This is a genomic window from Brevefilum fermentans (assembly GCF_900184705.1).
Lineage (GTDB): Bacteria > Chloroflexota > Anaerolineae > Anaerolineales > Anaerolineaceae > Brevifilum > Brevifilum fermentans.
Genome location: NZ_LT859958.1, coordinates 1,557,137 through 1,569,171, shown reverse-complemented (window position 1 = coordinate 1,569,171; position 12,035 = coordinate 1,557,137). Strand labels below are relative to the sequence as shown.

The 12,035-nt window shown below is 45.5% G+C and carries 11 protein-coding genes and 1 tRNA gene; 7 read left to right on the top strand and 5 right to left on the bottom strand.

The genetic code is table 11. The features are described from left to right. Nucleotides 1-26: 26 nt before the first annotated feature. From CFX1CAM_RS06875 to CFX1CAM_RS06860, 4 genes are all read right to left on the bottom strand, one after another. Nucleotides 27-638, bottom strand: coding sequence for an HAD-IA family hydrolase (locus CFX1CAM_RS06875; protein ID WP_087862313.1), 612 nt, complete (start codon nt 636-638; stop codon nt 27-29). After that, nucleotides 635-1,804 (bottom strand): NAD(P)/FAD-dependent oxidoreductase, encoded by a 1,170-nt coding sequence (locus CFX1CAM_RS06870; RefSeq protein WP_087862312.1) that lies wholly within the window; start codon nt 1,802-1,804, stop codon nt 635-637. Before CFX1CAM_RS06870 ends, CFX1CAM_RS06875 begins: the two co-directional genes overlap by 4 nt. A gap of 3 nt (nt 1,805-1,807) precedes the next feature. Beyond that, on the bottom strand, nt 1,808-3,916 hold the full coding sequence (locus CFX1CAM_RS06865; protein WP_087862311.1) for an FAD-dependent oxidoreductase: 2,109 nt from the start codon (nt 3,914-3,916) through the stop codon (nt 1,808-1,810). 183 nt (nt 3,917-4,099) lie between these two features. Continuing rightward, nucleotides 4,100-4,531 carry a hypothetical protein gene (locus tag CFX1CAM_RS06860; protein WP_087862310.1) on the bottom strand — a complete coding sequence of 144 codons (432 nt, stop codon included), beginning with the start codon at nt 4,529-4,531 and terminating at the stop codon, nt 4,100-4,102. Nucleotides 4,532-4,671: 140 nt separating this feature from the next. Here CFX1CAM_RS06860 and CFX1CAM_RS06855 point away from each other — a divergent pair. From CFX1CAM_RS06855 to prfB, 7 genes are all read left to right on the top strand, one after another. After that, nucleotides 4,672-4,753, top strand: a tRNA-Leu gene (locus tag CFX1CAM_RS06855). A gap of 34 nt (nt 4,754-4,787) precedes the next feature. Then, the gene (tig, locus tag CFX1CAM_RS06850; RefSeq protein WP_157891772.1) at nt 4,788-6,392 is read left to right on the top strand and encodes a trigger factor; all 1,605 of its coding nucleotides are present in this window, start codon (nt 4,788-4,790) and stop codon (nt 6,390-6,392) included. A 32-nt stretch (nt 6,393-6,424) separates the two neighbouring features. Beyond that, nucleotides 6,425-7,030: an ATP-dependent Clp protease proteolytic subunit gene (locus CFX1CAM_RS06845; RefSeq protein WP_087862308.1), complete on the top strand. Its 606-nt coding sequence runs from the start codon at nt 6,425-6,427 to the stop codon at nt 7,028-7,030. Between the two features lie 72 nt (nt 7,031-7,102). Beyond that, nucleotides 7,103-7,894, top strand: a complete 792-nt coding sequence (locus CFX1CAM_RS06840) for an HAD-IIA family hydrolase (RefSeq protein WP_087862307.1) — start codon at nt 7,103-7,105, stop codon at nt 7,892-7,894. Then, the gene (gene rlmN / locus CFX1CAM_RS06835) at nt 7,894-8,934 is read left to right on the top strand and encodes a 23S rRNA (adenine(2503)-C(2))-methyltransferase RlmN (protein ID WP_087862306.1); all 1,041 of its coding nucleotides are present in this window, start codon (nt 7,894-7,896) and stop codon (nt 8,932-8,934) included. Before CFX1CAM_RS06840 ends, rlmN begins: the two co-directional genes overlap by 1 nt. 39 nt (nt 8,935-8,973) lie before the next feature. Continuing rightward, on the top strand, nt 8,974-9,909 hold the full coding sequence (ftsY, locus tag CFX1CAM_RS06830; RefSeq protein WP_087862305.1) for a signal recognition particle-docking protein FtsY: 936 nt from the start codon (nt 8,974-8,976) through the stop codon (nt 9,907-9,909). Continuing rightward, nucleotides 9,899-10,985 (top strand): peptide chain release factor 2 gene (gene prfB, locus CFX1CAM_RS06825; protein WP_157891771.1). Its coding sequence is split into 2 segments (ribosomal slippage): nt 9,899-9,970 and nt 9,972-10,985, totalling 1,086 coding nucleotides; the frame shifts between segments, so codons are not numbered across the junction. The genes ftsY and prfB overlap by 11 nt, the downstream gene beginning before the upstream one ends. Here prfB and pfkA read toward each other — a convergent pair. Beyond that, a complete protein-coding gene (gene pfkA / locus CFX1CAM_RS06820) occupies nt 10,986-11,954 on the bottom strand; it encodes a 6-phosphofructokinase (protein WP_087862303.1) in 969 nt (322 codons plus the stop codon). Between the last annotated feature and the right edge of the window lie 81 nt (nt 11,955-12,035).

The following is a 12,035-nucleotide window of genomic DNA, read 5'->3' as shown; positions in this document are numbered from 1 at the left end:
ACGTGCCTTCTTTCGTCGCGTGATAATTATTGGTTCACCTTGGATTGAATACGAGCAATCAGGTCCATGCCCGCCTTGTAGTGGATGGTATGAATGCCAAGCATTCCGGCTGCTGCGACATTTTCAAAAAAGTCATCAATAAAAAGAATTTGATGAAATGGTCTATTGATTGTGTCGGACAGAATGTAAAAAATTTTTTGATCGGGTTTTGCAATTCCAAGTTCTGAGGAAATTAAAAGATGATCAACCAATTTGCCTTCACTAATCCCATATTGCTTTGACAGTATATTTCGGGCGCCCACCCATGCATTGGTTAGAAAGGCAGTCGTGAATTTTCCACGCAAAGAAGCCAGGTATTCGATCAGTTTTTGGTCAATTTGGTCACCCTTCCAAAAAGCGTGTTGAAAGTTGGCAAGGGCTTCTGGGGTGAGAGAAAGTTTTTCCGCGACGAACTGCCAAATTTTCTCAGGTTTTGCTCTTCCCACCGTCGATTCTGCTGCAACTTGTGAATTGAACACCAGGTCATCAATGCCACCGGTCGGAAGACCATATTGGGATTCAAGCTGATTTCTTCCTGAACGATCTTCTGTGCGCAGTACAACCCCTCCAATATCAAGCACGATTGCGTTGATCGTCATTTAAGCATTTCCTCTTTTTCAAATTTGCGATGATACGCAAGACTCTCCAGATTGATTTTATCCGTATTGTCAAGTTCATTCAATATGATGCGTTTAAGTAATATCCCGATTCCAGGCCCAAGCATGAAACCCTGTCCGCACATTCCCACCGCTAAAAGAAGGCCGTCAATCTCATTCACAGATCCAACGATGGGCGATCCGTCCGGTGTCATCGGATAAACACCCCGCCAAACGCGCCTGACGCGAATATGTCCGAGGATGGGCATAAGTTCAATCAACCGCCGGGTTGCTTTGGGCAGGAAGCTGCTGGAAGCGATGGTATGTGACCCCAATATCGGTGGATCAGGCGTCATGCAAAAAATGATCTTTCCAGTGGTGTGCTGATAAAAATAGAAGTTAGCCGACCCAGGACGGGCTCGCATATCGACAATCATGGGATGCACAATCCTGACAATTGGCTCTGTGATAGCTGCTTCATGTGAATCAGGTTCAACCGGGATGTTTAATCCAATTTGAGTACAAAGTTCTTTCGCCCACCCGCCAGCTGCGTTGATAACCCATCGAGAATAATAACGACCGCGATCCGTATTAACGCCAATTACCCGGTGACCTTGGCTGATAAAATTATGGACCGTTTCATTGAATTTAAATAAAGCCCCTGCCTGAACGGCTTGTTTGTGGAATGAAAAGGCGGTCTTGAGTGGTGATGCACTCCCATCATCCGGCGAGTATGTGCCGCCAAGAAGGTTGACCGGATTGAGATGCGGAATCACATCGATCAACGCGTCTCTATCCAACCATGAAATATTAAGGTCGTGTTGTTGTTGCCATGTGGTCAACTCTTTTAGCAGGCGTGCATTTTCCTCGTCATAAGCAACAAAGGAATAACCGCCTTTATACCATTCGATATCTTCTCCATGTCGTTCCTGCCAGGTCGAAAATACTTCGAGACTTTGTTTGCCCAGGTTGATTTTGGCCGGATCTGAATGGGTCGCCCTAATCCCGCCAATGGCATGTTTGTTGGAATATTGTCCTGCACTGGGCAATTGGTCTATGACAAGCACACTCAAGCCTGCTTTTGCCAGGAAATAAGCTGTGGGCAACCCCACTGATCCTGAGCCAATGATGATAATATCGAAATTGGAACGCTGGTCTTCGAAACTCATTAATTATTCCTCTTGAAAATTCTTCGCGATTACTTCCAGCGGCACTTCAACAAATACAGGTCGTTGAACAGGGGTGGTAACTTCATCCAATGAGATCCCCTCTTCTCGAAATATCTTCTTGATTAATTGCAGGCAGGTTTTACCGCCGCAGGATCCCATCGTCGCTTTTGTGGCAGCTTTAAGCTGATTGATATCACGCACACCGCTGCGAATCAGGGCTCTAATTTCTCCTGCTGTTACATGTTCGCAACGGCAAATAATCGTGTCTTGCTCGGTTGTTTCAAGATATTGATCTGATTCAACGGGTGAGGTTGACCAGCCCGCGTTGAGCTGAATGCCGGTGACCTGTGTGGCGATATCAGCAGGTACCTGAACTTGAACAATCAGAGTGTGAGAAAACTGCCTGAGTGTCCGAACTCGAATAACCGGGTACTCACCAAGGCGATTTCCTTCGATATCAGTCAAGGGTACTAAATCGCCTGCTTTAATAAACTGCTCGGCGAATTCGAGCGGGATTGAAACCATGGCTTGGTCGGGATCTTTACGGAAGTCCACGACAGTGATCGCCAGGCCAGGACAGATTGCAATACAGCGTTCGCAAGCGATACAACTTTTATCGTCTCTGATGGTATACGCTGGCAGGCCACGAATATCCTGACGGTCAATGACGATCAATCCATAAGGGCAAACACTTGTACAGGGATCACAGGGAATCTCCTGGCGGCAATGCATCACCGGGAAGACTTGTCCATGCAGGGAAGAATGATCGATAGGCAGAACCTCTCCCGGGTGAGATTTGAGGATCGTTTCGAATTCGCGCCATGATTCTGGAACAGGCGGAATGTCTATACCTAGGTGTTGGGCAATTTCCAATCCTGTAATTTTGCCGGAGAACATTGCTGAAGAAGCTTCAGCAATTTCTTCAGCGTCTCCAGCAGAAAAAACAGGCAAACCGACTTCCTGTGCCTTCTGGATGAATTCATCCACCGGGTCTAGCCCAACAGCAATTAAAATACAATCACAGGTGAGTTCCTTTTCCGTTCCAGGCACTGGCTGAAAAGACTCATCCACCCGGGCAATAATCGCCTGCCTGACGCGTTCTTTCCCCCTTGCCTCCAGGATCGTGTGAGAAGTGAGGATGGGGACATTAAACCTGGCCAATTTATCCTCATGGACTCGGTAGCCGCCGCATTTTGGCATGGCTTCAACCAGTGCGACCACGTTGATTCCTGCCTGTAGGGCATGATAGCCGGAGATCAACCCGACATTTCCGCCGCCAACGATCAAAAGTTGATCAGCTGGCTTGATTAAATCACGGTTGACCAATGTTTGGAATGCACCCGCCCCATAAATACCGGGCAAAGTATTACCCTTGAAGGGTAAACTGCGTTCCCTGGCACCTGTAGCGACCAGTAATACTTCCGGTTTAACCAGGATATATTCGTCTGGATCTGTTCGCCAGAGAGCGACAGTTTTGTCCTCGTATATCGCAAGTGCCGTGGTCTCCAACCAGATCTCAACCGATGCTTGTGCTTTCACCTGGTCAGCCAATTTTGACGCAATATCAATTCCCCGTGTTCCGGCGTATACAGCTTCAGTTGATCCGAAGAAACGGTGTGTTTGTAAAACGAGTTTGCCGCCCAATTGAGATTTATCATCGATTAATAATGTTTTTATTCCCAACTGACCCAGTTCATTAGCTGCGGATAAACCTGCGGGTCCGCCACCAATGATTAAAACTGGAATTTCTATCACCGGGGTTGCTTGACTTTCTGCATCGACAACACTGGATGCTGATAATTGCGATATATCAGGCAAGCCATCCAGCGGCATGACATGAATGCCGGGTTGAACCTTTGTCATGCAAGATTTGATGGGTCGGTTGTCAACCAGGACCATGCATTGTGAGCATTGACCGTTTGCGCAAAACAGACCTTGCGGAGATCCATCCTTGGGGTGGTAACCAAAAATGTCGATTCCATTGGCGATCAAAGCCGATGCAATTGTTTCACCAGCATTGGCTTGAAGGGTTTCATTCTTCCAAAAAAACTCGACGGTTTCTGTTGGCAAAACAGGCAGTATAGGGTGTTGAGTGATGCGGTTCTGTGACATTAGTTTGAAATTCATCCTGTTTGTCTATTCTAGTGAGAATGATTTTTTCATGCACTTCCAGCCTAAGTATAGCGAGATTTTAGGTTTTTGCTATTGCCATTAATCCCGTCTCAATACTACCATCAATCATAATGCAGGTTGTATATTTTTTTATTTATCACACGCAAATGGAAAAAAGGAAGTCTAATTATTTATGCTTTCCTTTAGCTTTGACAAATGTAAATTAGCGCCGAGCCAGGGTTTACCCATGCGATGGTGATCACTGACCTTTAGGTTTGAAAATTTCTGCATAATTTCGATCAAAAGGGTGGTGATTAATGACCAGTCGAGTTTTTCGAAGGCTTCAAGCAGTATTGACGACTTTTCAGCAGTCCATTGCCATTCCATACGATATTTATCGGCTTTAACCCAATATCCTCGTTTTTCCCATGCAACTACAGATTGTTCTATACCTATGAAAATCTCATGTAGCGCCAGAATAACGAATGCCACCATGTCCCCTGTCTCTGCATCGGATTTTTCCTGGCGCATGAAATTTCGGACGGTGATAACAATGGCTTTGCTCAAATGCTCTCGTTCTTTGCCAGGCGTAGATGTCTTTATGATCCGGGACATAGATGCTCTCCTGTTACTGGTTTTGGCTGAACCACGGTGCCTGATTATACTCGAAGATTAACGAAATTCTTACGGCTTAAGGTCATCTTCATATTGACGATAAAAATCCCCTGGCGTATAATTCCCCTGCAAATTACTAAGGGGAAGTGCTGGAATAGGCAGACAGGCGTGACTTAGGATCACGTGCGGCAACGCGTGAGAGTTCGAGCCTCTCCTTCCCCACACTCAGTAAATTTTTAATTTAAAGGACACAACATTGAAGATCGATAAAATTATTCAAGATGACCGGCAGGCTAAACTCACGGTTGAGTACACTGCAGATGAATTCGAAACATTTAAACGTAGAGCAGCGAAAAAAGTCTCGAAAAACGCAAAAATCCCCGGGTTTAGACCTGGAAAAGCGCCTTACCAGGTGATTGTCAATCACTACGGTGAAGAGACAATCATTCAGGAGGCAATTGATTTATTAATTGAGTTCGATTACCCAAATATTTTAAAACAGGCGGAAATTGAACCCTCTGGAGCGGGGAATCTTGAATCTTTGGAAACCCTCGATCCGCCTAAATTTATTTTGATGATTCCATTAGAGCCGGAAATTGACCTTGGCGATTATCGTGAAGTTCGCAAGCCGTATGAGCTGGAAGAATTCAATACTTCTGCCGTGGATGATTATATTATTAACTTGAGAAGAAGGTCTGCGACGATCGTTCCGGCTGAACATCCTGCTGAGGTCGGCGACCTGGTTTACTATAAGCTGAGCGGCGAATTCTTGAATCCCGCTGACGATGAAGATGCAACCATCACCGATAAAACACCCCAAGAAGCAATTATTCAAGATGAAGAGCATATTTCGGATAATGAATGGCCATATCCTGGTTTTAACCGGGAGTTGTTGGGCGTTAAAGATGGCGATGAAAAAGAAATCCAGTACACTTATCCAGAAGACTTTGAAGATGAATCTTTTCGCGGTAAGACAGCCCTCTTTTCTATTGAAGTGCAATCTGTCAAAGCCTTAGAACTTCCAGAAATTGATGAGGATTTTCTCAAACTATTGGGCGATTTTGAGTCTGAAGGTGACTTCCGTGAAAAACTTGAACAGCAATTGCGTGCGGAGCATCAAGCGAATTATGATAGCGACTACATTAGTGAAGTGCTGAGTGAAATTTCCGACAAAGCTATCTTGAATTACCCTCCCCAAATGCTTGACCACGAAGTAGAACACGCTCTGGAGGATATCAAATCCCGTCTCGCCAGTCAAAAACTGGATTACGAAACATATCTTAAATTGAGGGGCAAGGAAGAACCAGCTTTCATTGAAGAAGATATCCGTCCTGCAGCCAAACAACGGCTTGAACGATCGCTGATCGTGGAAGCTTTGATTGAATTGGAGGGCTTAAAACTTGATCAAAATATGGTCAATGAGCAAACTGGCAATGTAGTCAGAGAGGTTTTTAGCTCCGGCAAGGGTGAAGAATTGCAGAAGGAAATGGGAAGTGAGGAATTCTCTCGCATGATCACCATGGAGAGTGTTTCCCGCACGATGAACATCTTGTTGAACAACCGGCTGAAATTAATCGGCACAGGGCAGCCCATCCCAGAAGATGATGAGCCACTAGATGTTGAACAAGAAGATGATAAAGAAGAAGAAATTGATCGCTCAGCCCAAGCTGATGAAAATGAACTGCCATCCAGTGATGATGAGAAAAGTGATTTAACGGATACCACGAACGCAGATTTTGATAGCGAAATGCAATCAACACCAATAACTGATGAAGAACCAACGGTCGAATTGGAAAATGAGCCAGTTAACTCAGGTGAAGACCTTGAGCAAAATATTGGCAAAGATGAAAAAGAAGTATAAATTGGCAAAAAAGCCAGAAAAGGACGGTGAACATGTTTAATCCTATGGTCAAATCCCTTGTCCCAATGGTTGTAGAAACTTCTGGCGCCGGGGAACGGGCATACGATATTTACTCACTTCTGCTGAAGAACCGCATTGTTTTTCTGGGTACACCCATTAATGACCAGGTCGCCAACCTCATTGTTGCTCAATTGTTGTACCTGAGTCGCGAAGACGCGGAAAGCGGCATCCAAATGTATATCAACTCACCCGGTGGACAGGTCTACGCTGGAATGGCCATTTATGACACAATGAAGATGATTCCCAACAAGATCAGTACGGTTGCTGTAGGTTTGGCAGCCAGCTTTGGAACTGTGTTACTGGCAGCAGGATCGAAAGGCCAGCGGTATGCTTTGCCACATGCGACCATCCACATGCACCAGCCTCTGGGAGGCGCTTCAGGCCAGGCATCGGATATCGAGATTCAGGCAAAGGAAATCCTGCGTTTGAAAGAGCGCATCAATGTTATCCTGGCTGAAGCTACCGGTCAAACAGAAGAAACAATTATCCAAGATACTGAACGCGATTTTTACATGAGTGCTGAGCAGGCTGTTCAATACGGGCTTGTGGATAAAGTCCTTGTGACTCCTGATAAATAATCTGGAACAAGTTTGATTTGTTTTAGTGCCGGAATGCGCTCAGCTTTCTGGCACTTTTTAAAAGGTTTCTAAGTGATATCTGAACATCTACCAAACATTAAAGGGCTGATTATCGACATGGATGGTGTCTTATGGAATGACACCCAGCCCATCGGCGATTTGCCAGCAATCTTTCGAGAAATATCTGATTTAGGCTACCGATTTATTCTCGCAACAAACAATGCGACGAAAACCATCGATGAATACCATCAGAAACTTCAAGGCTTTGGTGTAAAGCTGGAGGATTGGCAAGTCATTAACAGCGCAATGGCAGCGGGTATTTTTCTCAAGCAGAAATATCCTCAAGGCGCAAGAATCCATGTGGTTGGACAGCCCGGGCTGAAGAAAACCCTTTCAGAGTTAGGATTTCAAATCGTATCTGAAGATGAAACACTCGTTGATATTGTGGTGGCTTCTCTGGATTTAAACCTCAGCTACGAAAAATTAAAACATGCGGCTTTGTTAATTCGGAAGGGTGCTTATTTCATAGGAACCAATCTTGACCCAACCTACCCAACACCGGAAGGTTTTATTCCCGGGTCTGGGACTATTGTTCGCGCCTTGGAAACTGCGACCGAGAGAAAGGCAAAGGTGATTGGCAAACCAGCGCCCGATCTGTACCTGATTGCCATGCAACGCCTACAAATATCACCTGAAGAAACCCTGGCGATTGGCGACCGGTTGGATACGGATATTGCTGGCGCTCAGGCAGCTGGTCTTCGTACAGCGCTGTTGCTCAGCGGAGCATCAACGCGTGAGGAAGCGCTTAATTTTCAGCCTCACCCTGATATCATTGCAAAAGATTTAACGGAATTAATCTTCTAATGCATGTTGAGAAACCACTTATTTACGATCTCAGTTGGACCGAATTAGAAAATTGGCTATCGGCACAGGGGGAGCCAAAATTTAGAACCCAGCAGATTTGGGTTGGTTTGTATCAGAACCTGATCGCTGATTTTGGAGAATTCACAACTCTACCCAGGACTTTGCGCAATAAACTTGTCGCGTCTTTTGATATTTTTGCCGTCACACCCATAAAAACGATTTATTCTGAGGATAGGCAGGCGACCAAGACTTTATTTAAACTGGGTGACGGTTGTTTGATTGAGACAGTGTTGATGCTGTACGAAGACCGCCGAACTGCGTGCATTTCAACACAGTCAGGCTGTGGGCTGGGTTGTGTTTTTTGTGCAACTGGACAAATGGGATTATCGAGAAATTTATCCAGCGGTGAAATCGTCGCCCAGGTGCTGTTCTTCGCACGAGAATTGGCGAAAAATCGGGATCGAATCACCAATGTGGTTTTTATGGGTATGGGCGAACCTTTTCATAATTATGATCATGTGATGAAGGCCGTTAACCTGATCAACGATCCCCGTGGATTCGGTTTAGGCGCTCGTCGAATAACCATCAGCACAGCGGGCATTGTTCCAAAGATCAAAGCTTTTGCCGAAGAAGATCTTCAGGTTAACCTGGCGATCAGCCTACACACCGTTGATACCAATCTCCGGTCTCAATTGATGCCGATCAATCTTAAGCACCCGGTGGCAAAGGTATTAAATGCCTGTAAATATTATGTGGAAAGAACCCATCGGAGGGTCACCTTTGAATACGCGCTGATCGAAGGTGTGAATGATTCTGTGGATGATGCTCATGCACTTGCGGAGCAGATCAAGGGGTTGTTGTGTCACGTCAATCTGATCCCATTAAACCCCACCCGAAAATTTAATCAACGCGGGTCACAAGCAGACAAGGTGCGGACATTCGCTGACGTACTTGAATCCCGTCAAATCCCATGCACTATTCGCCTACGACGGGGCATTGAAATTGGCGCGGGCTGCGGTCAGCTTGCTGCTGAAGCTTGAAATTCCAATCTGAAATCCAGGTGATATAATTAAATATCAATGAGCGAGAATTTATTTAACAAATGGCGTGTTGGGCTTGAGAAAACCCGTAAAGTTGCTTTCGGACGAATTGCGAATTTTTTAGGGACTTCTGAACTTGATGATGAAACCTGGGAGGATCTGGAGGGTTTGCTGATTCAGGCTGACCTTGGCGTGGAAACAACACTTGATGTGATCGATGCACTAAAAAAAAGGGTCAGAGACGAAGGTTTGACAACAACAGGCGAACTGGATCAAGCATTAAAGGATGAGTTAATCGCACGTTTGCAGGAGCCAATTCTGCCTGATTTTTCACATAAACCAACGGTAATCATCCTTGTTGGTGTGAACGGTTCCGGGAAAACGACCTCTGCAGCAAAACTGGCACGGCGGTTTCAAGATGAAGGAAAATCTGCTTTGCTGGTTGCAGCAGATACCTACCGGGCAGCAGCCATTGATCAACTCAAGGTTTGGGCAGAACGGGTAAATGTGCCGATGATCGCCGGGCAACCTGGTGGCGACCCTGGCGCAGCAGCCTTTGATGGGATTAATGCTGCTGTCGCTCGAAAAAAAGATGTCGTTTTAATCGATACAGCCGGCCGACTGCACACCCGATACAACTTAATGGAAGAGATCAAAAAAGTTCATCGGGTCAGCGGAAAAGCCCTTCCAGGCGCTCCACACGCTACCTGGCTGGTTTTAGACGCAACAACAGGACAAAATGCCTTTCAACAGGCAAAAGCCTTTCAGGATGCTGTAGCGATTGATGGTGTGATCTTAGCCAAACTTGATTCCTCTGCCAAAGGAGGCATGGCTTTCGCAATCAAGTCTCAGTTAAACCTGCCGATTATTTATGCTGGTTTAGGTGAAAAAATTACCGATTTGCAGCCCTTTGATAGGGAAGCCTTTGTCTGTGGCATTATTGACAGATCATTGGAGAAAAATAATGACGATTGAAAATTTAAAAATTCTGTTAACCAATATTAAAGAAAAATTCATAACCTTGTTGGAGCATCTTTGACTTAGACAACAAGCGGAAAGAACTTGACAGCTTAGAAAAGGAAGCGCAGAATCCAAACCTGTGGGACAACCATGAACAAGCGCAAAATATCATGATGCGTCAGGCCGATTTGCGCAATGAGATCGAAGATCTGGAAGCATTAACAACGCGAATTGAAGACACACTCGAAATGCTTGAGATTGCAGACAATGCAATGGTGGATGAGTTACAGCATGAGATTGAAGTTATTCAACGCCAGGTTGACGAATTAGAATTAAGAACCTTACTTTCAGGCAAATATGATCGAGGAAATGCCCTCCTTGCCATCCATGCCGGTGCAGGGGGAACCGATTCGCAGGATTGGGCTGAGATGCTGGAGCGGATGTATCTTCGATGGGCGGAAAACAGAAATTACAAAACTGACATTTTAGACCGCACCGATGGCGAGGAGGCTGGCATAAAGAGCGTGACCATCAGTATTCGTGGACCCCTGGCTTATGGCTATTTACGCCCAGAAAAGGGCGTGCATCGTCTGGTGCGCTTATCGCCGTTTGACGCTGCTCATCGCCGACATACTTCCTTTGCCTTGGTTGAAGTTCTACCTGAAATGGATTTTAACAATGAAATTCACATTCCTCCAGAAGATGTAAAAATTGATGTATATCGGTCTTCTGGCGCTGGCGGACAGAACGTTCAGAAAAATGCCACCGCCGTGCGATTGACGCACATCCCTTCAGGGATCGTGGTCACATGTCAAAATGAGCGCTCTCAGATGCAAAACAGAGAAAACGCAATGCGCGTTTTAAAAGCGCGCTTGTTGGCTATCAAGCATGCTGAACAGGACGAGAAGATCTCTGAATTAAAGGGAGAATACACCAAAGCAGAATGGGGCTCTCAGATTCGTTCTTATGTTTTACATCCATACCAGTTGGTAAAAGATCATCGCACTGAATTTGAAATGGGAAATACTCAGGCAGTATTAGATGGTCAGATTGATCCATTTATTGATGCCTATTTACGAAAAATTGATTGATCAATCTAACAAACGGGCGAGTTCAACCATTTCTGTTGATATTGTCTTGGTTTTCCCGATGATTGCTTCCAACGGTGTGGTTGTGACAGCTCCATTATTTAATCCCACCAAAACGCCATATTCCTCACGAGCAATTGCTTCAACAGCTCCGTTACCGAAACGGCTGGCCAGGATGCGGTCAAAAGCGCCAGGGGCGCCGCCGCGCTGTACATGCCCAAGAATTGTCGCCCGAATTTTAAAACCCCAGCGCTCCTCATGTTTTTGAAAATAGGCGATGAGAGCGTCCGCATTATATTTTGCACCTTCGGCAACAACAATGATTGCGTGGGCTTTTCCGTGTTCGTAAGCCAACTGCAAAGATTCAGCGACTTCTTCGGGTGAAATTTCTATTTCAGGGATCACAATGAATTCTGCCCCGCCTGCGATGCCCGACATAAGGGCAATATAACCGCAGTTCCTGCCCATCACCTCAATCAGGAATGCCCGTTGATGGGATGAGGCAGTCACCTTAAGCCGATCGATGGCTTCTAAGGCAATATTCATGGCTGTATCGACACCAATTGCCATTTCAGTCCCGCAGATATCGTTATCAATTGTAGAAGGGATTCCCGTTACTGGAAAACCCAATTTGTGCAATTCGTAATTACCGGTTTGTGAACCATTACCCCCGATGACAACCAAGGCATCAATACCCATTCGCCGCAGGTTCCTGATTGCCTTACGCTGACCATCTTCGGTAAAAAATTCCTCGGATCGAGCCGACCCAAGAATAGTGCCCCCTTTTTGGAGAATGCCGCCGACATCTCTTGTACCAATCGGACGGATATTATCAACAATCAAACCAGCAAAACCATTAGTAACCCCATACATGCTCCAGCCTTTGGTGATACCGCATCGAACAACTGATCGAATAGCAGCATTCATGCCTGGCGCGTCTCCACCACTCGTTAACACTGCGACACTTTTCATATTGACCTCTCATGATGTAAAAAGATAAAAACACCAGATTAAGTACTTAATATTATAATACGGTTCGTTAACCAGTTATAA

Excerpts from the sequence above, each read along its gene's own strand:
- CFX1CAM_RS06845 (WP_087862308.1), top strand. The coding sequence starts at position 6,425 with ATGTTTAATCCTATGGTCAAATCCCTTGTCCCAATGGTTGTAGAAACT.
- ftsY (WP_087862305.1), top strand. The coding sequence starts at position 8,974 with ATGAGCGAGAATTTATTTAACAAATGGCGTGTTGGGCTTGAGAAAACC.
- CFX1CAM_RS06875 (WP_087862313.1), bottom strand. The coding sequence starts at position 638 with ATGACGATCAACGCAATCGTGCTTGATATTGGAGGGGTTGTACTGCGC.
- pfkA (WP_087862303.1), bottom strand. The coding sequence starts at position 11,954 with ATGAAAAGTGTCGCAGTGTTAACGAGTGGTGGAGACGCGCCAGGCATG.
- rlmN (WP_087862306.1), top strand. The coding sequence starts at position 7,894 with ATGCATGTTGAGAAACCACTTATTTACGATCTCAGTTGGACCGAATTA.
- CFX1CAM_RS06860 (WP_087862310.1), bottom strand. The coding sequence starts at position 4,531 with ATGTCCCGGATCATAAAGACATCTACGCCTGGCAAAGAACGAGAGCAT.
- CFX1CAM_RS06870 (WP_087862312.1), bottom strand. The coding sequence starts at position 1,804 with ATGAGTTTCGAAGACCAGCGTTCCAATTTCGATATTATCATCATTGGC.
- CFX1CAM_RS06865 (WP_087862311.1), bottom strand. The coding sequence starts at position 3,916 with ATGTCACAGAACCGCATCACTCAACACCCTATACTGCCTGTTTTGCCA.